We start from the raw sequence: 24,729 nt of genomic DNA on the forward strand, positions 1-24,729 counted from the left end.
TCTCGAAACAACCCGGCACACCCTAACAAATGATGCAGGCTTGGCTAGTCGAAGCGGGCCGGTGAATAATGCTCGGCATCGAGATCGCGCGTCATGCCGTCAAGCGGAGCAGCTGTAAAAACTTGTGCGGCCAGCCGCGCCGCTGCGGGGGAAGTCTGGATGCCGAAGCCCCCCTGCCCGGCGAACCAGCCGAATCCTTCGACGCCGGTATCCCAGCCATAGACCGGTCGTCGGTCGGGCGCGAAGCTGCGCAGCCCCGCCCATTTGCGCTCGACGGCCAGCACCCGCCAATCGACGACCTGTTCGAAGCGGTCGATAGCCTCGGCGATGGCCAGTTCCTCGGGCACGGCGTCGCAGGGCGCGCTCGGCACCTCGTCATGCGGGCTGAGCCACACTCGGCCGGATTCGGGCTTGAAGTAGAAGGCCCCGCCGATGTCGAGCACGAGCGGGAGGTCGCGCGGCGCCTCCGGTTCGACCCGCAGTTGCACGACCGTGCGGCGCAGGGGCGTGATGCCGAGCGGCCTGGCGCCCGCGGCTTGCGCCAGCTGATCCGCCCACGCGCCTGCCGCATTGACGAGGGCGGTTGCGGCAACGCGGTCCCCGCGCTCGCTATCGATTTGCCAGGCATCGTCCGTGCGTTCGGCGCGGACGACGCGAAAACGGCACTGCAATTCGGCGCCGCCGCGCTTGGCCATCGCCAGATAGTGTTGATGCAGCGCCGCGACGTCGATATCCGCACAGGCCGGCTCCCAGATGGCACCCGTCCATCCCGGCTGCAGGCCCGGCAGGTGAGCTTCCAGCCCCGCTCGACCGAGACGCTCGATGGTCACACCCGTCCCGCCGAAAGTCCCGACGAAATCGTCGAGTTGCGCCGCCTGCTCGTCCCGCCCGATATAAAGGGCACCGCGACCGGTCAGGAAACCGCCGTCCCGCAGGTACGGGCCGGACGCCAGCGTCAGCGGAACGATCCCCGGCCCGCCATAGCATTCTTCCCAGAACGCCGCCGAGCGTCCGGTGGCATGGTAGCCCGGACGGTCCTCCGCCTCCAGCAGGACAACCCGAGCACCCGTCGCCGCGAGTTCCGCAGCGAGGCTGGCCCCGGCGATCCCGGCACCGACGATGGCGAAATCGAACGTGGTCACGGCTGCGGCGGGGCGACCCGGTCCAGGAATTCCGCGATTCCGGCCATCGCACGATCGCGCACCGCATCCACCTCGCGCAGGATCTCGTGATGGGCTTCCTTGCCGAAGGCGAGCAGCTCGCCATTGGGCAGGCGTTCGGACGCGCGCACCGCGGCCTCATGGCTGACAAGCTTGTCGTTCGCGGTCGAGACGATCAGTACCGGCACATCGACCGCCTCCATGGCTCCCCTGGCTTCCAGCACACGGGTCGAGGCATAGGCGCGCTCGACCCAGCCCCAGCTGCCCGGGCCCATGACCAGCTCGGGACGCTTTTCCCGCCACCACAGCTCGTCGGCATAGCGCTCGCCATCATGGCTCAGCAGGTCGCGCCGGCGCGCCGGGATTTCGCCCGGCTTCTCGCTCCATTTCCACGCCGGTCGTGCAGGCTTGCCCACCATGGTCATAACCTTTGCGACACCCTGCAGGAGTGCGAGCGGCAGCGGCGGGCCGGACATGCCCAGCATCGGCGCGCTCAGCACGACCGCGTCCGGATCGACCGCCTTTTCCACCAGCGCCCGCATGACGATATGCCCGCCCATCGAATGGCCGGAGAGCACGTGCGGGCCCGGCGTATTCGCCTTCCACTCCTGCCAGAGCTCGGCAAGGTCGCCCACCCATTGCCCGAAATCGTCGATATGGCCGGTCACGGCATCGTCACCGAAGCGGCCCGAGCCGGCCTGTCCGCGCCAGTCCGCAGCCGTGACCCGCCAGCCGGCGCGGTGCCACTCCTCGAGCGTTTCGAAATATTTCTCGTAGAAATCCCCACGCCCAGGAAAGAACAGGATCGAACCGCGCGGGGTTGCAGCGGCGGGCCAGTCGATCCGGCGCAGCACGTGTCCGTCGCCGGCCGTCCATGTGGTTTCGGTGGCGGCTGGCGGGATCGCGCGGCGATCGATCGAAGGAATGACGGGCTGGTCCAAGGCTAGCTGCGCTCCGCTATGGTTACTGTTTGGTAAGCCATGGTCTGTAGACCGCCCCCTCGAAAGGAATTGTCGGGGGCATCATGGCCGGTATCGAATTCACCTACGTATTGCTCGGCGCCTTGGCAATTGCGCTGGTCGTGGCGGCGTTCACCGACTTGAGGAGCCGCCAGATCGGCAACCGCCTCAACGCGGGCATCGCGCTGGCCGCCCCGCTGTGGTGGTGGGCCAGCGGTGTCTCGCTCTGGCCCGGCGTCGTCTGGCAGGTGGGCTTCGCTGCGCTGGTCTTCGCGATCTGCTGCGTCCTGTTCGCGATCCGCCAGATGGGCGGCGGCGACGTCAAGCTGCTCACCGCGCTCGCGCTGTGGATCCCGCCGCTGCCGTTTCTCAAGCTCGTGGTGATCATGGCCATCGTCGGCGGCGTGCTGACGGTCCTCTTCGGCGCCGCGCACATCATTCGCCGCCGCAAGGACCGGATCGCCATTCCCTACGGCGTCGCGATCGCCATCGCGGCGCTCTGGGTGCTCGGCACCGAACCGCTCGGCCAGATGCCTGCCGTTTCGGGAATGCTTTGAAAACCCGATTTTAACCAATTCGGCCTTATGCCGTGAAACCATACTTGCCCGCACAAGGATTTTAAGCGGGCCATACTAGGGGGCTAGACAGCCATGGACAGGAAGAAGCTGGTTCTGCTGGTGGGTGCACTGATCGTCGCGATCGGCACGGCACTGGTTGCTCGGAGCATGTTTGCAGGTGCATCGGCACCGCAGGCCGAAGCTGCGCAGGTCGAACCGCAGGGACCCAAGGTTCTCGTCGCGCAGCGTGCGCTGCCGGTGGGTACGATCATTACCGCAGACGCCATCAACTTCCAGTTGTGGCCGGAAGAACTGGTGCAGGACGCCTACTTCCTCGACGGCGAAGCGGACATGTCCAAGCTGATCGGCACCGTGGTGCGGCATCCGATCACGGCCGGCGAACCGGTGACCCAGGGCTCGCTCGTCGCGCCCGGCGATCGCGGCTTCCTCGCTGCCGCCCTTACACCTGGCATGCGTGCGATCACCGTTCCGGTCTCGGCCCAGTCCGGCGTCGCGGGCTTCGTCTTCCCGGGCGACCGTGTCGACATGGTGCTGACCCAGACCATCAGCGGCGAAGGCAGCAGCCTGAAGACGTCGGAAACCATCCTGCGTAACCTTCGCGTGCTGGCCACCGACCAGTCGACCGTGTCGGAAACTGCCGAGGACGGCTCGACCGTCGTGAAGCCCTTCCGCGCCGTGACGCTCGAGGTGACCCCGGTCATCGCCGAGAAGATCGCCGTCGCCCAGACCATCGGCACGCTCAGCCTCTCGCTGCGTTCGCTGGCCGACAACCAGAGCGAACTGGAACGCGCCATCGCATCTGGTGACGTGTCCATCCCGGACAATGCGACGCCCGAAGAAGAAGAGAAGCTGCTGCGCGAAGCCATGGCCCGTCCCGACGATTCGAAGGGGAGCTTCGTGACCGGTGGCGATGTGTCGCGCTTCCAGCGCCGGACGGTTCCGCCCCAGGGTGGCGGCGGTGGCGGTGACCGCGCTCAGGTTTCGCCGGCCGACATCTTCGGCGGCCGCACGGTCCAGCACAAGGGCCCGACCGTCAGCGTCACCCGCGGCAAGCAGACCGAAACCGTCGCGATCGGTCCGAACGGCAGCGCCGTTGCGCCCGCCACGCGTGAACCGTCGATTTTCGAACAGATGATGTCCGCAGCCGTGAAGGCCCAGGCCCAGGGGATGGACGACGCTTCGCGCACCGTTCCCGCGGCCGGTGCAACGGTGGTCCGGTGATCAGCTCAGTCAAGACAGGAAGCCATTCAGGGGGCAATTCCATGAAACGTCGTCTTTCCACCAAGATGCTGCTCGCCAGCCTGGCGCTCGCGCCACTGGCCAGCATCCCGGCCAACGTCGCCACCGCCCAGTCGGTTGCCCGTCCGAGTTCGGAAATCGTCCTCTCGATCGGTCGCGGTGAACTCGTCACCGTCCCGGGCGCCATGGCGAACGTCTTCGTCGCCGACGAAAAGATCGCCGACGTCCAGGTCAAGTCGACCCGCCAGCTGTATGTCTTCGGCAAGTCGGGCGGCGAGACCACGGTCTATGCCAGCAACTCCGCAGGCGACATCGTCTGGTCGGCCAACATCCGGGTCGGATCGAACATCGGCAGTATCGACCAGATGCTGACGCTGGCGATGCCGGAAGCGAAGGTAAACGTGGCCACCATGGGCACCAATACCGTGTTGCTCACTGGCACTGTCGGCTCGCCGGAGGATGCTTCGGAAGCGCAGCGCCTCGTCGAGGCCTTCGTCGGCGAAGGCACCAACGTGATCAGCCGCCTGCGCATGGCTACGCCGTTGCAGGTCAATCTGCAGGTCCGCTTCGCCGAGGTCAGCCGTACGCTGGTGCGCGACATCAGCGCCAACCTGACGACCCGCGACTCTTCGAACGGCTTCGTGATGGGCGCATTCCGCGGCAATCCCGGGAATATCGTCGGCGACGATCCGTCCAGCGCGATCGTCCCGCTCGATCCGTGCGACGTGTTCCGCATTTCCTGTACGAGCCAGCTGCGTCCGTACGACATCATCAACCAGCGCTTCGTGACGACCGAAACCCGGTTCGAACCGGCCGCGCCGACGAACAACACATTGCTCAACGCAGGTGGACGCCTGCTCGGCCTGGACCTCCTGGCGACGCTCGATCTCGGCGAACGGATCGGCCTCGTCACGACGATCTCGGAACCGAACCTGACCGCGCTTTCGGGCGAAACCGCCGAGTTTCTCGCCGGTGGCGAATTCCCGATCCCGCAGAGCCAGGGCCTCGGCACGACCTCGGTCGAGTACAAGAACTACGGCGTCAGCCTGACCTACACGCCGACCGTGCTGTCCAACGGCCGGATTTCGATCCGCGTCCGCCCGGAAGTTTCCGAACTGACGAGCCGCGGCGCCGTGACGCTCAACGGTTTCTCGGTCCCGGCCCTCACCACGCGCCGCGCCGAAACGACCGTGGAACTCGGCTCCGGCCAGAGCTTCATGATCGCCGGCCTGATGCAGAACAGCTCGCAGAACTCGCTCGAGAAGACCCCCGGTCTGGGTGACGTTCCCATCCTCGGCAACCTCTTCCGCTCGAAGAGCTACCAGAAGGGTGAGACCGAACTCGTGATCATCGTGACGCCGTATCTGGTGAAGCCGGTGAACGCGAGCGACATCGTCCTACCGACCGATGGCTTCCGGGCTCCGAACGAAATCCAGAGCATCGTTGGCTACATGGAGAACAACGGCCAGAGCGGCGAGCGTCGTCCGGTCCCGACCATGCAGGACAGCACCCAGCCGGCCACGCCCGGCATCTCGCAGGCCGCACCGGCCGGTGGCGAAGCGACCGCCAGCCGCGGCCCCGCCAATCCGCGCCGCGCAGAAGCCGACGTCGATGCCAAGCCCGGCTTCAGCTTCGAGTGAAAAGGAACATAGCGATGCGTAACGAACTTACCCGCAAGTCGGCCGCCGCCCTGGCCCTTTCGCTCTCGCTGGCGCTCGGTGCCTGCGGCGGGATGGCCGACAACCCCTCGCTCTATTCGACCAAGCAGCCGGTCGTCGAGCGGACCCACTACACGCTCGACGTGAACACCAGCGGCGACAGCCTTCCGGTTAGCGAACAGCAGCGCCTGCTCGGCTGGTTCGAGTCGATGGAACTGCGCTATGGCGACCGTGTCTCGGTCGACGATGCCACCGCCAGCGCCGGGGTACGCGACGCCGTCGCCAAGCTTGCCGGCCGCTACGGCCTGCTGCTCGCCAACGGCGCGCCGCCGACCGAAGGCTATGTCACACCGGGCCAGGCCCGCGTGGTCATCTCGCGCACCGTCGCGAGTGTGCCGGGCTGCCCCGATTGGTCGGCCAAGAGCGACATCAACTACGGAAATGCCACCTACCCCAACTACGGTTGCGCGGTGAACTCGAACATGGCGGCGATGGTCGCCAATCCCGAGGACCTCGTGAGCGGCCAGCAGGGTACCGGCGAGACCGTGATCCTCAGTTCGAACAAGGCCATCGACAGCTATCGCGACCAGGAACCGACTGGTGCCGGCGGCCTGCGCGAAGTCAGCAGCACCGAAGGAGGCAATTGAGCCATGAGCGCTTCACTCAAATCCGCCATGCCCGGCAACAGGGACGCCTTCGCGGCATTCCTGTGCGACGAGGCCGCGCTCGACGTCCTCCGGCCGGTGGTCATCGAACTCGGCTGGCAGCCCGAAAAGTGCAACAAGGGCGGCTTGCGTAACGCCATCCAGGCGCTTTCGGTCTCGGCGAGCCCGAACATCCTGATGGTCGACCTGTCGGAAAGTGGCGACCCGCTGAGCGACATCAACGCCTTGGCAGAGGTTTGCGAGCCCGGCACGGTCGTCATCGCGATCGGCCAGGTCAACGACGTGCGCCTCTATCGCGACCTCCTCGCGAGCGGCATCCACGACTATCTGCTCAAACCGCTCACCGCGAGCGTGCTGCGCGATTCGCTCAATCAGGCGCAGGCGGTCTTCGCCGCTCCGCGCCTGAGCGACGAGGAAATGGCCAAGCGCCACGTCTCGACCGCCGTCATCGGCACCCGCGGCGGCGTCGGTGCGTCGACGCTCGCCACTTCGCTCGCATGGACGTTCGCGACCGATCGCAACATGTCGACCGCGCTGCTCGATCTCGACGTGCATTTCGGGACCGGTGCGCTCGCGCTCGATCTCGAACCCGGCCGCGGCCTGACCGACGCGATCGATAATCCGAGCCGCATCGACGGCCTGTTCATCGAACGCGCCATGATCCGTGCGAACGACAATCTCGCGATCCTGTCAGCCGAGGCGCCGATCAACCAGCCGCTGATGACCGACGGTTCGGCCTTCATGCAGTTGCAGGACGAGTTCCGTCACGCGTTCGAGATGACGGTCGTCGACATGCCGCGCAACATGATGATCAACTTCCCGCACCTGCTCAACGAGGTGAACGTGGTGGTGCTCGCGACCGAAATGTCGCTGGCCTCCGCCCGGGATTCGATCCGCATCCTCTCCTGGCTGAAGACCAACGCGCCGCACGCGACGCCGCTGATCGTGGCCAACAAGGTGCAGCCGGGCGCGGCCGAGATCAGCAAGGCCGACTTCGAAGCCTCGATCGAACGCTCGATCGATGTCCAAATCCCCTTCGACCAGAAGGCGGCGGCCACTGCGGCCAAGCTGGGCAAGACCTTCGTCGACGCCAACGCCTCTTCCAAGGCGGCGGCTGCGATGAAGCAGGTCGCCTCGCGCATCATCGGCATCGGCCATGACGGCGAGGAAGATACGGCCCCGGCCGGCGGCAAGAAATCGCTGCTCGGCGGCCTCGACCTGAAGGGCCTGCTGCCGAAGAAGAAAGACGCCGCCGTCGAAGCGATGGCGGAATAAGCCCTGCGCGGACCGCGCGCGACGTCGCGCGGTCCGGTCGGGACAAGTTTGAGAGGGACGGAGTCAGCGGATGGATATCATTCAAGTCGTATTGCTTGCGATGGGCATCCTCGCCCTGCTCGCCATCGGCTATACGCTGGTCGCCGGGCCCGATGCGGGCAAGGCCAGCCAGCGGCGCCTGGAGCAGTTGCGGTACCGGCACTCGGAAAGCACCGATGCCAAGGTGGAATCGCAGCTCAAGAAGGCGATCGCCTCGCGCAAGCCGAAGCGCCACGTGGTCGCCGGGTCGGGCTCGCGCGTCGAAGCGCTCGCCGTCCGGCTCGACCGCACCGGCAAGAACTGGACGCTCACCCAGTACACCTACACCTCGATCGGTATCGGCCTCGCGGTCGCCCTCCTGCTGTTCCTGCGGAGCGGTTCGCTGCCGCTGTCCTTCGGGGTCGGCGTACTCTTCGGGGCCGGCCTGCCGCATTTTATCGTCGGTCGCCAGATCAAGAAGCGGACCGCCAAATTCAACGCCAAGTTTCCGGACGCGATCGAACTGCTCGTTCGCGGCCTGCGCTCGGGCCTTCCCGTGACCGAGACGCTGGCCGTCGTGTCGGCGGAAATCGATGGCCCCGTCGGGGTCGAGTTCAAGGGCATCGTCGAGCGCATCAAGATCGGCAAGACCATGGAGGATTCGCTCCAGGACACCGCCGACCGCTTGGGCATCCCCGAATTCAACTTCTTCTGCATCACGCTTGCGATCCAGCGCGAAACCGGCGGTAACCTCGCCGAGACGCTCTCCAACCTCGCCGACGTGCTGCGCAAGCGCGCGCAGATGAAGCTCAAGATCAAGGCGATGAGCTCGGAGTCGAAAGCTTCGGCCTACATCGTCGGCGCGCTGCCCTTCATCGTCTTCACGCTGATCTGGTGGATCAACCCCACCTACATCGGCGGCTTCTTCGAGGACGACCGGCTGATCGTCACGGGCCTTGGCGGCCTGGTGTGGATGAGCATCGGCGGCTTCATCATGGCCAAGATGGTCAATTTCGAAATCTGAGCAGGGAAGAGACAGACCCATGGATCCCTCCACCGGCCCCAAGCTTCTCGGCTTCGACGTCATTCTCGTCGGCTCGATCCTTGCCGGGATCGCCGCCCTCGCCGTGTTGTTCGCAATCTACGCCGCCATCACGATCAAGGACCCGATGTCCAAGCGCGTCAAGGCGCTCGAAGGCCGTCGCGAACAGCTCAAGAGCGGCCTCGTCACGTCGAACACTAAGAAGCGCCAGAGCCTCGTTCGCAAGACCGACACGACCGAGAAGCTGAAAGACACTCTGGGCAACATGAAGGTGTTGCAGCAGAGCCAGATCGAGGCCGTGCAGCAGAAGCTGGCGCATGCCGGTTTCCGCAACAAGGAAATGGCGGTGTTCATCATCGCCCTGCGCATGGTCCTCCCGATCGTGCTCGGCGGCTTCGCCTTCATCATGCTGTATGTCGTCCAGATCTATCCGGACTGGGAATTCAAGAAGGTCGCGGCGCTCGGCGCGGCGGTGTTCGCGGGCTACAAGGGCCCCGAGCTCTATCTGACGAACATTGCCAACAAGCGCTCCGACGCGATCCGCAAGGGCCTGCCCGACGCGCTCGACCTGCTGGTCATCTGCGCCGAAGCCGGTCTCACAGTCGACGCCGCCTTCAACCGCGTCGCCAAGGAACTGGGCCGCGCCTATCCGGAACTGGGCGACGAATTCGCCCTGACCGCGATCGAGCTGTCGTTCCTCAACGAACGCCGCCACGCCTTCAACAACCTGGCTTACCGTGTGAACCTGGAAGCGGTGAAGGGCGTGGTCACGACCATGGTGCAGACCGAGAAGTACGGTACCCCGCTCGCCTCGGCGCTGCGCGTGCTCTCGGCCGAATTCCGCAACGAGCGCATGATGCGCGCCGAAGAGAAGGCCGCGCGCCTGCCGGCGATCATGACCGTGCCGCTGATCATGTTCATCCTGCCGGTGCTGTTCATCGTCATTCTCGGCCCGGCGGCCTGTTCGATCGCCGACGCGTTCGCCGGCGGCATCGGCTAGCCGCACCCGAACCGGGGGTGGGACGCAGGGAGCCTGGCCGGCTTAGTCGGCCAAGCTTTCCGCGTCGAAGTCGCCCGCGCTTTCGCGCACCCGGTGGAGCATGTCGCGCAGCGCGGTGCGCTCCGCCTCGCTCAGCACGTCGAACAGCTCTTCTTCGATCTTGAGCGCCAGCGGCATGATGCCCGCGTGCACCGCCCTGCCCTCAGCCGTCAGCTCGAGCAGGTGCGAGCGCCCGTCCTTCGCATTGGGCGAGCGGTGCACCAGCCCCCGGTCTTCCAGCTTCTTGCAGGCGCGGTTCACCGGCACCTTGTCCATCAGCGTCATCTGCGACAGGTCGCGCTGGGTCAGCGCACCGCTGTCGCCCAGCACCGCCATGATCCGCCATTCGGTCGTCTTGAGCGCGAAGCGCCTGCGATACTGCTCGGCAATCCGGGTCGAGACCGCGTTGGACGCTATCGAGAGCTGGTAGGGCAGGAAGTCGGCGAGGCGCTGGGCAGGTTGGCGTCTGGACATGGCGCAATCCTTAAGAGCCGCGCCGGTCTTGGCAAGACCGTTGCGAGTGTAACCGTCACATCCGCAACTACTCGTAGGCGGGTTCGTCCCACCAGGGGTAGAAGTCGGGCATGTTGGCGCCCACAGTATCCGGATAGGCCGGCGGTCGTTTCTCGAGGAAGCTGGCAATACCTTCCTTGGCGTCGTTGCTGCGGCTGAGGCGGTAGATCGCGCGGCTGTCGATCCGGTGGGCGTCCATCGGGTGCCCGCCCGCCCCGATCCGCCAGAGCATCGCGCGGGTCATCGCCACCGACACGGCGGAGGTGTTGTCGGCAATCTCGCGCGCAATGGCCACCGCCGCATCCATGAGTTCGCCTTGCGGATGGACCGAGCGCACGAGGCCCCGGTCGAGCGCTTCCTGCGCGTCGAACACCCGCCCCGTCATGCACCATTCGAGCGCGGTCTGCATGCCGACGAGCTTGGGCAGGAACCAGCTCGACGCGGCTTCCGGCGTGATCCCGCGCCGCGCGAAAACGAAGCCGAAGCGCGCATTGTCGCTGGCGAGGCGCATGTCGAAGGGCAACTGCATGGTCGCGCCAACGCCCACCGCAACGCCGTTGCAAGCCCCGATCAGCGGCTTCTTGGAGTTGAACAGACGCAAGGTCAGCCGCCCGCCGCCGTCGCGCACACGCTCGTCAGACAGGTCGTCGACCGGATTGGGATCCGAGAACACATGCCCCCCGCCCTCCGGCGTCAGGTCGGCTCCGGCGCAGAAGGCGCGGTCGCCATGTCCCGTCACGATCACCGCGCGCACACTGTCGTCCGCATCGGTCACGTCGAGCGCGTCGATGAACTCGTCCATCATCACCCGCGTGAAGGCGTTCATCTTCTCCGGCCGGTGCAGGGTCACGGTGGCGATGCCGTCGGCGATATCGAGCTTGATCTGCGTGTAGGACATATGTTGGCTTTCTCTCCTCTTAGTACCCCGACATGGACCGCATGTTACACGGTCCATGCAAGGAAAAAGCGGCATACCCGATGGTCCGCCGCTCCGGCGGAGGCGTGTGCAGTGTGCAGAGCGCGGGATCGAGGGCCATGCCCGTCACCCTAGGCAGCGATTGCCGGGTAGGAAAGCAGTTCGCCCCTTGCGAAAAGGTTCCGGCCCCTCCGCGAAATACTCTTCGGAACGCAGGCCTTGCTGCACCCGTTGGATCGGCAAACCCCCAACGAAATCCCGCAAGAGGCAATCCATGGCAACCATCACCACCAACAACCCCGCAACGCGCGAAGACCTCGAGACCTACGAGCTGATGTCGCAGGACGAGGCCTTCGGCAAGATCGACGCCGCGCACGAGGCATTCCTCGAATGGCGGACCCGCAGCCATGAAGAGCGCGGCGAGGTGCTGCGCAAGATCGCCGCGACCCTGCGCGACAATTCGGACCGCATCAGCGAAATGATGACCCGCGAAATGGGCAAGCTGATGAAGGACGGCAAGACCGAGGTCGAAATCTGCGCCCGCATCTTCGAATACAGCGCCGACGAAGGGCCCAAGCAGCTCGCCGACGAGGAGCGCAAGCATTCCGGCGGCAAGAAGCGCGGGATCGTGACCTATTCGCCGATCGGCGTGATCTATTCGGTGCAGCCGTGGAACTTCCCGCTCTACCAGCCGGTGCGCGTGCTCGCGGCGAATGCGATGGCGGGCAATGCCTGCATCCTCAAGCATGCCTCGATCTGCACCGGCAGCGGCCTGCTGCTGCGCGACCTGTGCCTCGAAGCCGGCCTGCCCGAAGGGCTGTTCGACGTGGTGCTGGTCGATCACGATATTTCGGATGCGATCATCCGGCACGACAAGGTCCGTGCCGTCACCATGACCGGCAGCGACGGGGCCGGCAGCCACATCGGCAAGACCGCTGCCGAGGCGCTGAAGAAGACCGTGCTCGAGCTGGGGTCGAACGACGCCTACCTCGTGCTCGAAGACGCCGACATCGACCTCGCGGTGAAGACCTGCGTTACCGGGCGCCTCTACAACAATGGCGAGACCTGCGTCTCCGCCAAGCGCTTTGTCGTGACCGATGCGGTCTATGACGAATTCGTCGAGGCTTTTGTCGCGCGCATGAAGGCGGCGAAGATGGGCGACCCCCTCGACGAAGACACGCAGCTCGGCCCGGTCTCGAGCAAGGAGCAGTTCGATACGCTGGTCGAGCAGGTGCAGAAGAGCGTCGACGGCGGTTGCACCTTGCTGTGCGGCGGCGATCCGGAGGACGATCCCGATGGCTGGTATTTTCCCGCTACGGTGCTGGCCGACTGCAAGCCCGGCACGCCCGCCTATGACGACGAGCTGTTCGGCCCCGTCGCTTCGATCATCCGCGCCAAGGACGACGAGGACGCCATGCGGATCGCCAACGACAGCCGCTATGGCCTGGGCGGTGGAATTTTCACGAAGGACGAGGACAAAGCGATCCGCCTCGCCCGCGATCATTTCGACACCGGCATGGTCCGCATCAACTCCTTCGGTGCCGCGGACCCGAACATGCCCTTCGGCGGCGTGAAGGATTCCGGTTACGGCCGCGAACACGGCGGCTTCGGCATGAAGGAATTCGTCAACGCGAAGGCCATCTTCCTTCCCTGATCCCATCGATCCTAGCGGAGACAATCCTATGAAAATCCTCGTCGCCGGAGCCACCGGCAACACTGGCACGCGCCTCGTCAGGGAACTGTGCGAACGCGGCCACACACCCGTCGCGCTGGTGCGCGAATCCTCCGACACCGAGGCGCTTCCCGGCGGAGCCGAACAACGCCTCGGCGACCTCACCGACCTGAGCGACGACATCACCGACGGCTGCGACGTCGTGATCTTCGCCGCGGGTTCGGGCGGCGGGACCAGCGCGGAAGTGACAGACAAGGTCGACCGCGACGGCGCGATCCGGCTGATCGACATCGCCGAGAAGAGCGGCGTCCGCCGGTTCGTCATGCTGAGCTCTGTCGGCACGGAGAACCCCGATCCCGACAGCGACCTCGCCCATTACCTGCAGGCCAAGCACGATGCGGACGAGCATCTCAAGGCGAGCAACCTGGACTATGCGATCCTGCGACCCGTGTCGCTGACCGACGACGGCCCGACCGGCTCGGTCATTCTTGGCGACGAGGTCGATCCGCATGGCAAGGCGGCGCGTGGCGATGTCGCCATGCTGCTGGCCGATGCGGCCGAACAGGACGATTGGAGCGGCGCCGTCAGGCTGATGGAAACGGCTTACTGAACGGGCATAGCCCATTGAAAAGCGCCGCCCGTTCCGGTTGGAGCGGGCGGCGCTTTTCGTTCGTCTTTCGGGCTGTTTAGCGCGGCGCCATGCGGATCGCACCGTCGAGGCGGACGTCCTCGCCGTTGAAATAGCCGGTCTCGATCATGCACATGGCGAGCTTGGCGTATTCTTCCGGGTTGCCGAGACGCGCCGGGAACGGGACCGAAGCGGCCAGCGCTTCCTTCACCTGCGGCGGGGCGGCGTTCATCAGCGGTGTGTTGAAGATGCCCGGCAGGATGGTGTTCACGCGGATGCCTTCGCGCATCAAGTCGCGCGCGATGGGCAGCGTCATGCCGACCACGCCGCCCTTCGACGCCGAATAGGCGGCCTGGCCCATCTGCCCGTCCTCGGCCGCGACCGAGGCGGTGTTGACGATCGCGCCGCGATCGCCGTCCTCGCTCATCGGGTCGAGCGTCATCATGCCGGCCGCCGACTTGGCGATGCAGCGGAAGGTGCCGATCAGGTTGACCTGGATCACGAACTCGAACGCGGACAGCGGGAAGTGCTTGATCTCACCCGTCTGCTTGTCGCGGCTGGCGGTCTTGATCGCATTGCCGATACCGGCGCAGTTGACGAGGATACGCTCCTGCCCGTGCGCTGCACGTGCCTTGGCGAAGCCCGCGTCGACCTCTTCCTCGCTGGTCACATTGACCTTGCAGAACACCCCGCCGAGTTCGGCGGCGAGGGCTTCGCCCTTCTCCTCGTTCATGTCGAAGATCGCGACCTTGGCGCCCTTGGCGGCCAGCGCGCGAGCGGTCGCCGCGCCGAGGCCCGAAGCGCCGCCGGTGACGACGGCGGGAGTATTGGCTGAAACTTCCATGGATTGTCCTCTCGAATTGGGGGGTAGCTTTAGAGCGCCTCGACGATAGTGACATTAGCGACGCCGCCGCCTTCGCACATCGTCTGGAGGCCGTATTTGAGCCCGCGCGCCTTGAGCGCATGGACCAGCGTCGCCATCAGCTTGGTACCGCTGGCACCCAGCGGGTGGCCGAGCGCGATCGCGCCGCCGTTGACGTTGAGCTTTTCCGGGTCCGCGCCGGTGTGCTTGAGCCAGGCGAGCGGTACCGGGGCGAAAGCCTCGTTGACCTCGTACAGGTCGATGTCGGAAATCGACATGCCGGCACGCTGCAGCGCGCGATCGGTCGCGAAGAGCGGCTCTTCCAGCATGATGACCGGGTCGCCCGCGGTGACGGTGAGGTTGTGGATGCGCGCCAGCGGGGTGAGGCTGTATTCCTTGAGCGCCTTTTCCGACACCACCAGCACCGCGCTCGATCCGTCGCAGATCTGGCTGCTCGAGGCGGCAGTAATGCTGCCCTCGGGATTGAGCAGCTTGACCGACTGGATGCTCTCGAGCGTCGCGTCGAAGCGGATGCCTTCGTCCACCGTGTGCATCTCGGTGCCTTCGGGGGTTTCGATCTCGACCGGGACGATCTCGGCATCGAACGCGCCGGACCTGGTGGCGGCGATCGCCTTCTCGTGGCTCGACAGGGCGAAACGGTCGAGGTCGTCCTTGGTGAAGCCGTGCTTCTTGACGATCATCTCCGCGCCCATGAACTGGCTCCACTGGATGCCGGGATATTTCTCCTCGAGACCGGGCGATTTGTAGTTCCCGAGGCCTTCCTTCATGTGGAACATCGCGGTCGAGCCCATGGGGACGCGGCTCATGCTCTCCACGCCGCTGGCGATGACCACGTCCTGCGTGCCGCTCATCACCGCCTGCGCGGCGAACTGGATCGCCTGCTGGCTGGAGCCGCACTGGCGGTCGATGGTCACCGCGGGCACCCCCTCGCCCAGGTGTTTCGCGGCGAGCACGGCGTTGCGGCCAACCTGCATCGCCTGTTCGCCGCCCTGGCTCACGCAGCCCATCACGACGTCGTCGATCGCTTTCGCCTCGAGCCCGCTGCGCTCCATGACCGCGTCGAGCGACTTCGCCGCGAGATCGACCGGGTGGACCCCGGCGAGTCGTCCCCCGCGGCGCCCGCCGGCGGTGCGGACGGCTTCGACGATATAGGCTTCGGGCATGGGAGGATCCTCGTTCGGTTTCGTTTCGCCACTCGACTATGGGCGCTTTACGTTAAGGTCAAGCACCTGTCCTGCGAGCAACGATCATGTCGTGTGCATACGTAGTCACAATCGCTTCGTTTCGTAGGGTCGCGCATGTGTGGGATTAACGCAACACCCGTCCGGCCAATCCCGCAGAATCCGAGAATTACTTTGCAATGTAACTATCCCGCGAGGCAGATACGAGGCTCCGCCGATGGGCCCTTACGCCCGGATTCCGGGCAAGGGCGGTTCATCCATGGGGGTTCTTACATCCGCATCGATACTCGGTGCGGATAACGGAAGAAGGACTTAATCGAGTGAAACTCCAGACATATTTCAAAGCCAGCGCGGCCCCGGCCGTTCTCGGCCTCGCGCTGATCGCGCAGCCGGCGATGGCTCAGGTTGCGACCGAGGACCAGGAAAGCGTCGACTCGCCCGCACCTGCAGGCCAGGCGATCGTCGTCACCGGCTCGCGCATCTCCAACCCCAACCTCGAACTGGCCAGCCCGGTCAGCGTCGTCAGCAGCGACGATCTCGAGCTCGCCCAGACCAACGTTGCGGAAGAATTCCTGCGCGAACTGCCCTCGGCGGTTCCGAGCATCGGTTCGGCCGTCAACAACGGCAACGGCGGTGCCAGCTTCGTCAACCTGCGCGGCATCGGCTCCAACCGTAACCTCGTCCTGCTGGACGGTCGCCGCTTCACCCCGGCCGACACCACCGGCCGCGTCGACCTCAACAACATTCCGCTCGCCATCATCGAGCGTACGGAAGTCCTGACCGGCGGCGCCACCACCACCTACGGTGCGGACGCTATCGGCGGTGTTGTCAACTTCATCACCAAGCGCGACTTCGAAGGCGTCGAAGCCACCGTTTCGGAACAGATCACCGAACAGGGTGACGGCAACGTCTTCCGTGCCGACGTCACCATCGGTGCCAACTTCGACGATGGCCGCGGTAACGCCGTCCTGAGCATCGGCTACCAGAACCAGGACGCCGTCTACCAGGGCGACCGTGACTTCTCGGTCTTCAACATCAGCTCGTACAGCGGTGAACCCGGCGGTTCGTCGAACGCGGTTCCGGCCGTGATCATCGGCGGCGGTGCCACCGGCCAGATCCTGCCCGACGGTTCGGACATCGATCCGGGCAACATCTACGAGTTCTTCAACTTCAACCCGTACAACATCTTCCTGACGCCGTTCGAGCGCTGGAACGTGTACGCGTCGGCGAACTACGAGATCAGCGACAGCATCGAAGCCTTCACCCAGGCCGTGTTCTCGAAGCAGACCGTTTCGACGATCATCGCTCCGGGTGGTTCGTTCTTCAACACCTACAACGTTCCGCTGTCGAACCCGTTCATCCCGACCGCGATCCTCAACCGTCTCTGCGCGGGCGCGGGTCTCGATGCAGCCGGTTGTTCGGCCGCAGCCAACGCCACGGGTCCGGACGATGCCGGGTACCAGGAAGTCCGCATCGGCGTCCGTCGCCGTTCGGTCGAAGCCGGCACGCGCGACTCGAACTTCACCACCACGCTGTTCAACGTCGTTGGCGGCCTTCGCGGCAGCCTGACCGACAACATCAACTGGGAAGTTTCGGGCACCTACGGTGAAAGCGAGCAGATCCAGCGCCAGACGGGCTTCGCTCGCCTGAGCCGCCTGCAGAACTCGCTGCGTTCGTCCAGCCCCGACGCCTGCGACAGCGGCGACGCGGATTGCGTTCCGATCAACCTGTTCGGCCCGCTCGGCTCGATCACGCAGCCGATGATCGACTACGTGTTCAGCCAGCAGCAGCTGGTCATCACCGGTGCGTCGCTGACCCAGGTCCAGGGCGTTCTCGACGGTGACCTCGGCTTCGGTTTCACCGACACCCCGATCGCCTTCGCAACGGGTGTGGAATACCGCAAGTATTCGGCTTCGCAGCTGTCGGACGACGCTTCGAAGACCCCGGGTGAAGTCGTCGGCGGCGGCGGTGCCGCTCCGGACATCAACGGTTCGTACGACGTCAAGGACGTCTTCGGCGAACTCGTGATCCCGGTCGTCGAAGACTCGTTCATCCGTGAACTGACCGTCGAACTCGGTGCCCGCTATTCGGACTACTCGACTTCGGGTGGCGAGTTCACCTGGAAGGCTGGCGGTACCTTCTCGCCGGTCGACGCGCTGACCGTTCGCGGTAACTACCAGCGTTCGTCGCGTGCCCCGAACATCGGCGAACTGTTCACGCCGGTCACCACGGGCCTTTCGAACCTGGCTGCCGACCCCTGCGTCGGTGCACAGCCGGGCAACTCGGCCCTCACCGCGACCTGCATCAGCCAGATCGTTCGTGGCGGCGCCACCCAGGCGGATGCTGCAGCCCTGATCGGGAACATCCTGCAGCCGGCAGCCGGCCAGATCAACGTCACGGGCGGTGGTAACCCCGACCTCGGCGTCGAAACGGCCACCACCTGGACGGTCGGTGCGATCGTCGAGCCGTTCAACGGCCTGTCGCTGACCGTCGACTACTTCAACATCAAGATCGAAGACGCGATCACCTCGCCCGCCGTTGGTGACGTCGTCGACGGTTGCTACAGCAGCCCGAGCCCGGACAATCCGAACTGCGTACTGATCTCGCGTAACCCGTTCACGGGTGGCCTGGACGGTTCGCCGAACGAAACCCGCGGTCTGCTGCTGAACCTGTCGAACCTCGGCACGATCAAGACGGACGGTATCGACGTCAGCCTGCGCTATCGCACGGACCTGACCGACAACATCGGCTTCCGTTTCGCGACCGACGGCACCTGGACGAACAAGAACGAGTTCGAATCCAGCCCGGGCGCCGGCTTCCGTGACTGCGTTGGCTTCTACTCGGTCAACTGCGGCTCGATCCAGCCGGAGTTCGTGTTCAACACCCGTGCGACGTTCTCGTTCTGGGACCAGGTCGATGTCTCGCTGCTCTGGCGTTACCTCGACGGCGTGCAGTACGAACCGCGTCAGCTCCAGTCTGAATTCGACGCAGCCGATGCAGCCAACCGTGACGACAACGGGGATCTTCTCCCGGTTGCCGATCAGGACTGCCCGGACTTCGCCGGTGCAGACCCGGGTTTCTGTGTCGTCAATCCGGAATACCGCACGATCCCGGCCGAACACTACTTCGACCTGAGCCTGCGCTGGGCGGCGACGGACAACTTCGAGTTCGTCTTCACCATCCAGAACCTGCTCGACAACAAGCCGAAGCTGGTCGGTTCGGACCTCGGTTCGACCGCGTTCAACTCGGGTAACATCTACCCGTCGACCTACGACGCTCTGGGCCGCCGCTATGCTGCTGCCGTGAAGCTCCGCTTCTAAAGCACGTCGTATACCGAACAGGAGGGGCGGCACTTCGGTGCCGCCCCTTTTTGTTTGTCCCCCGAGCCATGTGCGACCGGCTGCCTGCCGAAGACAATCCAGACCGAAGACTGCAGCTGTTCGACCGGCGCCATGGACAAACGGCCCTGAGCTGGGTTACTTTTCTCGAACTGTTGTCGAACGTACTATTTCGAGGGGTTCATCCATGCGCGCACTTCTGTCCATCGCCGCCTTCGGCCTCGCCCTGTCGACCGCTCCGGCGCTCGCGCAGGATGCGTCCGCCGAGGAAGCGGCCAAGCCCGAGAAGATCACCGACAAGAACCACCCCGATTACGTGCGCTGCCGTACGGAATCGGTGATCGGGTCACGTGCAAAGAAGCGCAAGGTCTGCCTGACCAACCGGCAGTGGGCAGAAGTCGGTCGCGACGGCAGCGCCGTGGCCAACCGCCTGGTGGAAGATGGCCGCGCGGGCATGGTCGGCAACTGACAGGCAATCCCGGCGCGCCAAATTTGCGGGTGCTGCTCAAGAGGACTATCATCAGGCCAGCCGATTTCGGCATGCATGCGCTCATGCCCTCCCCTTGAAAGGAAGGTGGATTGATGAAACGCACCATATCCTTGTCACTGGCCGCAGCACTGCTCGTCGCCCCGGGCGCTTCGTTCGGGCAGGAGACTGCTCAGTCACCTGAGGCGGAAGCAGGCCCGTCGAAAGAAAAAGCCGACGATCCGCTGATCTGCCGCCGCCTCAGCGTGATCGGGTCCCGCGCAAAGAAGCGCAAGGTATGCTTGACGATGGGCGAATGGGAGCGCGTGGCTCGTGAAGGAAATGCCTTTGCGCGTACCGTGGTCGAGAGCGGTCGGACCGGGATGTGGGACGTTCCGCCGGAGTAGGACTTCGACCGCTTACAGGAGCTTGCCTGACGGCTCCGGTGCGGTATCCAGGCCGATGCCAGCCGCAAGGTGGCGGACCCAATCGCTGACCATTTCGATCTCCTCGCGGCTCTGTGACAATGTCTCGTCGAGGCGCTTGCGTCGGTCTTCGGGCGAGTAGGCCTTGCGATCCTTGGAGTTGCGAGTGAACGCCTCTCCCTCTGCGATAGCCTCGGCCGAGACATCGTCGAGCGGGCACCCGAAATAGTCGTAGAAGCCCCGGACAGTGTCGGACGGCTGGCGCAGCAGGCTGACGCTGTCGCAGATGGCGACGCGATCAGGGCCGTATTTCTCCCGCATGCGCGCGAAGATGCCGTGGTTCGACAGCCAGCCCAGCGCGGCCACCTGGAGATCGGTCAGCTCCAGCAGTTCCTCGGTGCTGAACCGGTGGCTCAGCACGCCGTCGCGCGCCTGTCCGACCAGTGCCTGGCGCACCCATTGCCGCCCCCACAGGCCCTTTACCGCGATGGAGGAGAGGAAATCCTCGATCGGGGCATAGAGCTGGATCGCCCGCGCATCGGGCCGCAGGCCGAGGATCGCGGGCGCGATCGAATTGACGATGTTGGACGGCTTCACCACCGTCACCTCCCCGTCGCCGAAAGGCCGCGCGAGGAGCGCCAGCGCCATGTCGAGCACGGCGGCGAGGTCTTGCGGCGCGGCTCCGCGCCGGCGCCAGCCGACGATGTCGTTGAGCACTTGCGGTTCCTTCAGGCCCATCGACAGGCCTTCGGCATCGAACATCCGTGCGACCAAGGTCGAACAACAATAGGCCGAATGGAACACGAAATGCTGCGGCGACGCCGACAGGCTCCCCTTGTCGATGGCCGCTCGCGGGATCGCGACGAAATCGTGGGTGCCCGTGAGATAGTCGTCGGTCAGGAAGGTCGCGCTGCGGTGGGCGCCGCGCGGCACATGCACGAAGCGGAAGCTGTCGCTCGCCTCGTCATAGCGATGCGGCAACCATGCAGGGTCCGTCAGGATCGCGCGCTCGTCCATCTGCCTAGACGCAACCCAGCGGTTACTTGACGCGCACGACGCCCTTGAAGCCGGTTTTGTCCGGCACGCTCAGCCGGTACCCGCCGGTGCCGCTCTCGGCGATCTTGACCGTCATGCCCGGCTTCATGCGCGTGCGCAGGCCGCCGGTTGACGTCATCTGCCAGACCTGTCCGTTGTCTAGCGCGATCGTGACCGCCCCGTTGCGGACATTCTCGTCGACCTCGGAGATGACCGCTTCGAGTTCGGTCAGCTGGGTCCCGCTCTCGTCGACCGGCAGGCCGAAGCGATCGCGGCGATATTGCGCCCGCGCGGCCTCCAGCTCCTCGTCGACACCGTAAAGCGCATCCAGCGCCGCATCGTAGCACTGGAGGCGCTTCGAATCGCTGCCGATCGCGCGACACTGCTCGAGCATCGTGTCGGTCTTCGCACTTTCCTGCGTCGCGGCTGCCGTGCTCCAAGCGGCAGCCCCAGCCAGAAGGGCAATCGCCAAACTTTTCATATCCTGATCCCGTAGCCGATGGCTGTTACCTTGCGCGCGATACCAGAACAGTCGGGTTGCTCCAACCGCATTACTACCGTCTTCCCAAAGGCTCGTCCACGCCTGGCAAAAGTGGCGTGAAATATACCCGCAATGTCGCTTTGACGCCGATTCAGGCGAAACTATCCTTCCCCAGCAATATATTGGCAGGCGAAAACTGTTGCAATTTTTGTGACCCCGATCGCCCGAATCCCCCTCCGGCGACGAATTGTGCCCTCCCTGCCTTGCGTCTGCGCCGCCCCATTGGTTGTTGGAGAACACGGGTCCGACTGGGCGGACCTGCCTAGGGGACTGACCAGAAGAAAAAGACAATATCCACCATGAGTGGAAGGGTCGCACTGTTTGCCGGGGTTGGCGCCGCCGCCCTTCTCGCCCTTCCGACACAGGCCTTTGCACAAGTCGCCGGACCGGCAGAACCGGTCATTACCGACAAAGAAGCCGAAGGTATTGACGAAGATACCGCGCTCAACGCCGACGGTTCGGCCGCGACCAATGTCATCACCGTGACCGGCTCGCGCATCCGCCTGCCCGAAGTGCAGTCGCGCAACCCGATCTTCGTGGTCGACGAAAGCCACCTCGAAGACCGCATTATCACCAATATTGCCGACGCGCTGAACGAACTGCCCGCCTATCGCGGCAGCGTGACGCCGTCGGGCGCGCAGGGCTCGTTCGGCCAGGGCGTGAACTTCGTGAACAACCTCGGCCTCGGGTCGAACCGCAACCTGACGCTGGTCAACGGCCGCCGCTTCGTTTCGTCGAACGTGCCCAGCCTGTTCAACAACGCCAGCCAGGGCGTGCAGGTCGACCTCAACGTCATTCCGACCATCCTGATCGACCGCATCGACACGATCGGCATCGGCGGCGCGCCGGTTTACGGTTCGGACGCGATTTCCGGCACGACCAACGTCATCCTGAAGACCCGCTTCGACGACATCGTCATCAGCGGCACCAGCGGCATCACCGAACGCGGCGACAACTTCCGCTGGAACGTGTCGGGTGCAGCCGGCTTCAACTTCCTAGACGATCGCGCCAACATCACCGTGGCGGTTTCGCATGACGAGGTCGAAGGCGTCCTCCAGAACGCTCGCAACTTCTTCCGCGATGCTATCGAAACGCAGGCCAACATTCCCGAACTGGGCAGCGGCGCGAGCGCGTTCCGCGTCAATCCCAACATCGGTCCGGACACCGGCGACGACGATGGCATCCCGCCCTCGGTCCGTTACCGCGGCATCACCATTCCCTTCCTCGATCGCGGCGGCGTCATCTTCGGCGGCCCGCTGAGCCTGTCGGCCTCCTTCGCCCCGAACGGCGACCTCATCCCGTTCGAATTCGGCGAAAGCTTCCCCGGCCTCGGCATTCGCGGCCTGGGCGGTGACGGCTTCCGGTTCTCCGATTTCGGCCAGATCGAGAGCGACCTGCGCCGGACGGTCGTGAACGCCTTCGCCAATGTCGACATCCTCGACAACGTCACCTTCTTCGCCGAAGGCACCTACTTCAACTCGCGCGCCGAGGAACTGGTGCAGCAGCCCAGCTTCAACACCCCGCTGTTCGGCGGTTCGAGCGGTGCTGTCATCTTCGACATCAACAACCCGTTCCTGACCGACCAGGCACGCCAGACGCTGATCGACAACGGTGTGACGGCCTTCCAGCTGTCGCGCGTGAATCTCGACCTCGCCGACACCTCGGGCTTCGGCAAGAACGAAATCCTGCGCGGCGTCGCCGGCTTCCGGGGCGAATTCGACGCTCTCGGCCGGGTGTTCAACTTCGAAGCGAGCTTCAACCGCGGCAGCGCGGACATCGTGACCGTCAGCCAGGACATCAATCGCCAGAACTTCATCAATGCGGTGAACGTTGCGGCCGATGCCAACGGCAACCCGGTCTGCTCGACCGCTCCGACCGTACTGGGCGTGCTCTTCGCCGGACCGGGCGGAACCCCGATTGCGGATCCGAACTGCGTCCCGCTCAACCTGCTCGGCGATGGGCGCGCGTCCGACGCGGCGCGGGCCTATGTCATCCAGGACGACCGGGCCGTCGCCAAGCTCGACCAGACCGTGTTCAACTTCAACATCGGCAGCACGCTGTTCGATCCGTGGGGCGCGGGTCCGGTCGGCTTCAACGTCGGCTACGAGCACCGCAAGGAAAAGGCCGCGTTCATCCCGAGCGAGTTCCAGCAGGAAGGCCTCGGCCGTTCGGTCGCCATCGGTCCGGTGAGCGGTTCGTTCAACGTGGACGAAGTCTTCGGCGAAGTGCTCTTCCCGCTGATCTCGCCCTCGAACGACTTCTTCATTCACAGTGCCGAAGTCTCGGCCCAGGGTCGCTATGTCGACAACACCGTCAATGGCGGATTCTTCGCGTGGTCGGCCGGCGGTCGTCTCGCGATTGTCGAGGATATCGAGTTCCGCGGCAACTACACCCGCTCGTTCCGTGCTCCGGCCGTGACCGAACTGTTCCAGCCGGCGAACAACGCGTTCTCGACCGTGGTGACGCCGTGCCGTCCGCAGGACATCAACAATGGTCCGAACCCCACGGCACGTCAGGGAAACTGCGCCGCCTTCATGGTCCGAACCCCACGGCACGTCAGGCAAACTGCGCCGCCTTCCCGAACGCCAATCTGGACCCGGCCATCTCGGCCACGGTTCCGATCACGTCGGGCGGCAACCTGCTGCTGGAAAACGAAAAGGCCGACAGCTACACCTTCGGTGTGATCCTGCGTCCGCGGTTCCTGCCGCGCTTCGCGCTCACGGTCGAATACATCAATATCGACATCGCCCAGCCGATCGTCAACCTCGGCGTTGCAGACATTGTCAGCGCCTGTTTCGACAATGACAACTTCAACACCGCCGATCCCGCCAACGGCAACGAATTCTGCTCGCAGATCCAGCGCGTTGCGGCGGGCACGCTCGGGCCCGATCCGCGCGATCCGAACGCGCCCAACATCGATATCGGCGGTTTCGTCGTCAACGATCCGGCTAACCCGGGTGTCGCGACCGGCTTCATCAACGGCCAGCAGATCAAGTTCGAAGGCATCCAGAGCACCCTGTCCTACACCCTGCCTGAAGGCTTCCTCGGTATTCCGGGCACCTTCAGCCTCGGTGGCGATCTGCTCTACGTGAAGCAGCGTCTCGATAACGAGACGGGCGTTGCGGCCACCCGCAGCGATGGCGAGATCGGCGATCCGGAATTCTCCGGTCAGTTCCGCGTTCGCTACAATGCGGATAGCTGGGGCGCGTCGACCTTCATCAACTACACTGGCGAGCAGCTGTTCGATCGCGACAACCGTGGCATCGAGTTCCGCGAAATCGACGAGTACGACGATTTCGTCACGGTCAATGCTTCGGTCTTCTTCGACGTAGCCGACATGTTCCGCTTCACCTTCGCGGTGACGAACCTGTTCGACCGCCAGGGCTAGGAATAGTTCGACAGCCCGGTCGGCATCAACGACGCGCTGGGACGCCGTTTCTCGGTCAGCGCACGCGCCAAGTTCTAAGCCAACGGCTTGAACCTGTGAAACAGGAAGGG

At 64.8% G+C, this 24,729-nt stretch carries 22 protein-coding genes; 14 read left to right on the forward strand and 8 right to left on the reverse strand.

Features of this window, described 5'->3' with window-relative positions; all coding sequences use genetic code 11:
* Positions 1–44: 44 nt before the first annotated feature.
* Both K3172_RS12525 and K3172_RS12530 read right to left on the reverse strand, forming a co-directional pair.
* Complete coding sequence (locus tag K3172_RS12525) at positions 45–1,142, reverse strand: NAD(P)/FAD-dependent oxidoreductase (RefSeq protein WP_221590519.1); 1,098 nt, start codon at positions 1,140–1,142, stop codon at positions 45–47.
* Positions 1,139–2,101 carry an alpha/beta hydrolase gene (locus tag K3172_RS12530; RefSeq protein WP_247718162.1) on the reverse strand — a complete coding sequence of 321 codons (963 nt, stop codon included), beginning with the start codon at positions 2,099–2,101 and terminating at the stop codon, positions 1,139–1,141. The genes K3172_RS12525 and K3172_RS12530 overlap by 4 nt, the downstream gene beginning before the upstream one ends.
* A gap of 83 nt (positions 2,102–2,184) precedes the next feature.
* Between K3172_RS12530 and K3172_RS12535 the strand changes: the two genes are divergently transcribed.
* The 7 genes from K3172_RS12535 (at position 2,185) to K3172_RS12565 (ending at position 9,594) form a co-directional block, all read left to right on the forward strand.
* Positions 2,185–2,676 carry an A24 family peptidase gene (locus tag K3172_RS12535; RefSeq protein WP_221590521.1) on the forward strand — a complete coding sequence of 164 codons (492 nt, stop codon included), beginning with the start codon at positions 2,185–2,187 and terminating at the stop codon, positions 2,674–2,676.
* 93 nt (positions 2,677–2,769) lie between these two features.
* Positions 2,770–3,918, forward strand: a complete 1,149-nt coding sequence (gene cpaB, locus K3172_RS12540) for a Flp pilus assembly protein CpaB (RefSeq protein WP_221590523.1) — start codon at positions 2,770–2,772, stop codon at positions 3,916–3,918.
* 41 nt (positions 3,919–3,959) lie between these two features.
* Entirely contained in the window at positions 3,960–5,576 is a 1,617-nt protein-coding gene (locus tag K3172_RS12545; protein WP_221590525.1) for a type II and III secretion system protein family protein, read from the forward strand.
* A 14-nt stretch (positions 5,577–5,590) separates the two neighbouring features.
* On the forward strand, positions 5,591–6,241 hold the full coding sequence (locus tag K3172_RS12550; protein ID WP_221590526.1) for a CpaD family pilus assembly protein: 651 nt from the start codon (positions 5,591–5,593) through the stop codon (positions 6,239–6,241).
* 3 nt (positions 6,242–6,244) lie between these two features.
* Positions 6,245–7,534, forward strand: a complete 1,290-nt coding sequence (locus K3172_RS12555) for a pilus assembly protein CpaE (protein WP_221590528.1) — start codon at positions 6,245–6,247, stop codon at positions 7,532–7,534.
* A 70-nt stretch (positions 7,535–7,604) separates the two neighbouring features.
* Entirely contained in the window at positions 7,605–8,576 is a 972-nt protein-coding gene (locus K3172_RS12560) for a type II secretion system F family protein (RefSeq protein WP_221590530.1), read from the forward strand.
* Between the two features lie 19 nt (positions 8,577–8,595).
* Complete coding sequence (locus tag K3172_RS12565) at positions 8,596–9,594, forward strand: type II secretion system F family protein (RefSeq protein ID WP_221590532.1); 999 nt, start codon at positions 8,596–8,598, stop codon at positions 9,592–9,594.
* 42 nt (positions 9,595–9,636) lie between these two features.
* Here K3172_RS12565 and K3172_RS12570 read toward each other — a convergent pair whose 3' ends face one another.
* A complete protein-coding gene (locus K3172_RS12570; protein ID WP_221590533.1) occupies positions 9,637–10,107 on the reverse strand; it encodes a MarR family winged helix-turn-helix transcriptional regulator in 471 nt (156 codons plus the stop codon).
* A gap of 67 nt (positions 10,108–10,174) precedes the next feature.
* On the reverse strand, positions 10,175–11,044 hold the full coding sequence (locus K3172_RS12575; RefSeq protein ID WP_221590535.1) for a crotonase/enoyl-CoA hydratase family protein: 870 nt from the start codon (positions 11,042–11,044) through the stop codon (positions 10,175–10,177).
* Between the two features lie 292 nt (positions 11,045–11,336).
* Between K3172_RS12575 and K3172_RS12580 the strand changes: the two genes are divergently transcribed.
* Both K3172_RS12580 and K3172_RS12585 read left to right on the forward strand, forming a co-directional pair.
* On the forward strand, positions 11,337–12,716 hold the full coding sequence (locus tag K3172_RS12580) for an NAD-dependent succinate-semialdehyde dehydrogenase (protein WP_221590537.1): 1,380 nt from the start codon (positions 11,337–11,339) through the stop codon (positions 12,714–12,716).
* Positions 12,717–12,744: 28 nt separating this feature from the next.
* Complete coding sequence (locus tag K3172_RS12585; protein ID WP_221590539.1) at positions 12,745–13,344, forward strand: SDR family oxidoreductase; 600 nt, start codon at positions 12,745–12,747, stop codon at positions 13,342–13,344.
* Positions 13,345–13,420: 76 nt separating this feature from the next.
* Here the strand turns inward: K3172_RS12585 and K3172_RS12590 are convergent, their stop codons facing one another.
* Entirely contained in the window at positions 13,421–14,206 is a 786-nt protein-coding gene (locus tag K3172_RS12590) for an SDR family NAD(P)-dependent oxidoreductase (protein ID WP_221590541.1), read from the reverse strand.
* 29 nt (positions 14,207–14,235) lie between these two features.
* Positions 14,236–15,408 carry an acetyl-CoA C-acetyltransferase gene (locus K3172_RS12595; protein ID WP_221590542.1) on the reverse strand — a complete coding sequence of 391 codons (1,173 nt, stop codon included), beginning with the start codon at positions 15,406–15,408 and terminating at the stop codon, positions 14,236–14,238.
* A gap of 338 nt (positions 15,409–15,746) precedes the next feature.
* On the opposite strand from K3172_RS12595, the gene K3172_RS12600 reads away from it, so the two are divergent.
* The 3 genes from K3172_RS12600 (at position 15,747) to K3172_RS12610 (ending at position 19,637) form a co-directional block, all read left to right on the forward strand.
* Entirely contained in the window at positions 15,747–18,746 is a 3,000-nt protein-coding gene (locus tag K3172_RS12600) for a TonB-dependent receptor plug domain-containing protein (RefSeq protein WP_345725656.1), read from the forward strand.
* Between the two features lie 205 nt (positions 18,747–18,951).
* Complete coding sequence (locus K3172_RS12605) at positions 18,952–19,233, forward strand: hypothetical protein (RefSeq protein WP_221590544.1); 282 nt, start codon at positions 18,952–18,954, stop codon at positions 19,231–19,233.
* Positions 19,234–19,346: 113 nt separating this feature from the next.
* A complete protein-coding gene (locus K3172_RS12610; RefSeq protein WP_221590546.1) occupies positions 19,347–19,637 on the forward strand; it encodes a hypothetical protein in 291 nt (96 codons plus the stop codon).
* A 12-nt stretch (positions 19,638–19,649) separates the two neighbouring features.
* On the opposite strand, the gene K3172_RS12615 is transcribed toward K3172_RS12610, so the two are convergent.
* Both K3172_RS12615 and K3172_RS12620 read right to left on the reverse strand, forming a co-directional pair.
* The gene (locus tag K3172_RS12615) at positions 19,650–20,672 is read right to left on the reverse strand and encodes a hypothetical protein (RefSeq protein ID WP_221590548.1); all 1,023 of its coding nucleotides are present in this window, start codon (positions 20,670–20,672) and stop codon (positions 19,650–19,652) included.
* 22 nt (positions 20,673–20,694) lie between these two features.
* Positions 20,695–21,171: a hypothetical protein gene (locus K3172_RS12620; RefSeq protein ID WP_221590550.1), complete on the reverse strand. Its 477-nt coding sequence runs from the start codon at positions 21,169–21,171 to the stop codon at positions 20,695–20,697.
* Positions 21,172–21,530: 359 nt separating this feature from the next.
* Here K3172_RS12620 and K3172_RS12625 point away from each other — a divergent pair, with 359 nt between their 5' ends.
* Both K3172_RS12625 and K3172_RS15700 read left to right on the forward strand, forming a co-directional pair.
* Positions 21,531–23,915: a TonB-dependent receptor domain-containing protein gene (locus K3172_RS12625; protein ID WP_221590552.1), complete on the forward strand. Its 2,385-nt coding sequence runs from the start codon at positions 21,531–21,533 to the stop codon at positions 23,913–23,915.
* A complete protein-coding gene (locus K3172_RS15700; RefSeq protein ID WP_282098634.1) occupies positions 23,876–24,619 on the forward strand; it encodes a TonB-dependent receptor domain-containing protein in 744 nt (247 codons plus the stop codon). The genes K3172_RS12625 and K3172_RS15700 overlap by 40 nt, the downstream gene beginning before the upstream one ends.
* Positions 24,620–24,729: the final 110 nt, after the last annotated feature.

Source organism: Qipengyuania proteolytica (genome assembly GCF_019711565.1).
GTDB classification, from domain to species: domain Bacteria; phylum Pseudomonadota; class Alphaproteobacteria; order Sphingomonadales; family Sphingomonadaceae; genus Qipengyuania; species Qipengyuania proteolytica.

Coding starts and splice junctions, on each gene's coding strand:
- K3172_RS12535 (WP_221590521.1), top strand. CDS start 2,185: ATGGCCGGTATCGAATTCACCTACGTATTGCTCGGCGCCTTGGCAATT.
- cpaB (WP_221590523.1), top strand. CDS start 2,770: ATGGACAGGAAGAAGCTGGTTCTGCTGGTGGGTGCACTGATCGTCGCG.
- K3172_RS12545 (WP_221590525.1), top strand. CDS start 3,960: ATGAAACGTCGTCTTTCCACCAAGATGCTGCTCGCCAGCCTGGCGCTC.
- K3172_RS12550 (WP_221590526.1), top strand. CDS start 5,591: ATGCGTAACGAACTTACCCGCAAGTCGGCCGCCGCCCTGGCCCTTTCG.
- K3172_RS12555 (WP_221590528.1), top strand. CDS start 6,245: ATGAGCGCTTCACTCAAATCCGCCATGCCCGGCAACAGGGACGCCTTC.
- K3172_RS12560 (WP_221590530.1), top strand. CDS start 7,605: ATGGATATCATTCAAGTCGTATTGCTTGCGATGGGCATCCTCGCCCTG.
- K3172_RS12565 (WP_221590532.1), top strand. CDS start 8,596: ATGGATCCCTCCACCGGCCCCAAGCTTCTCGGCTTCGACGTCATTCTC.
- K3172_RS12570 (WP_221590533.1), bottom strand. CDS start 10,107: ATGTCCAGACGCCAACCTGCCCAGCGCCTCGCCGACTTCCTGCCCTAC.
- K3172_RS12575 (WP_221590535.1), bottom strand. CDS start 11,044: ATGTCCTACACGCAGATCAAGCTCGATATCGCCGACGGCATCGCCACC.
- K3172_RS12580 (WP_221590537.1), top strand. CDS start 11,337: ATGGCAACCATCACCACCAACAACCCCGCAACGCGCGAAGACCTCGAG.
- K3172_RS12585 (WP_221590539.1), top strand. CDS start 12,745: ATGAAAATCCTCGTCGCCGGAGCCACCGGCAACACTGGCACGCGCCTC.
- K3172_RS12590 (WP_221590541.1), bottom strand. CDS start 14,206: ATGGAAGTTTCAGCCAATACTCCCGCCGTCGTCACCGGCGGCGCTTCG.
- K3172_RS12595 (WP_221590542.1), bottom strand. CDS start 15,408: ATGCCCGAAGCCTATATCGTCGAAGCCGTCCGCACCGCCGGCGGGCGC.
- K3172_RS12605 (WP_221590544.1), top strand. CDS start 18,952: ATGCGCGCACTTCTGTCCATCGCCGCCTTCGGCCTCGCCCTGTCGACC.
- K3172_RS12610 (WP_221590546.1), top strand. CDS start 19,347: ATGAAACGCACCATATCCTTGTCACTGGCCGCAGCACTGCTCGTCGCC.
- K3172_RS12615 (WP_221590548.1), bottom strand. CDS start 20,672: ATGGACGAGCGCGCGATCCTGACGGACCCTGCATGGTTGCCGCATCGC.
- K3172_RS12620 (WP_221590550.1), bottom strand. CDS start 21,171: ATGAAAAGTTTGGCGATTGCCCTTCTGGCTGGGGCTGCCGCTTGGAGC.
- K3172_RS12625 (WP_221590552.1), top strand. CDS start 21,531: ATGAGTGGAAGGGTCGCACTGTTTGCCGGGGTTGGCGCCGCCGCCCTT.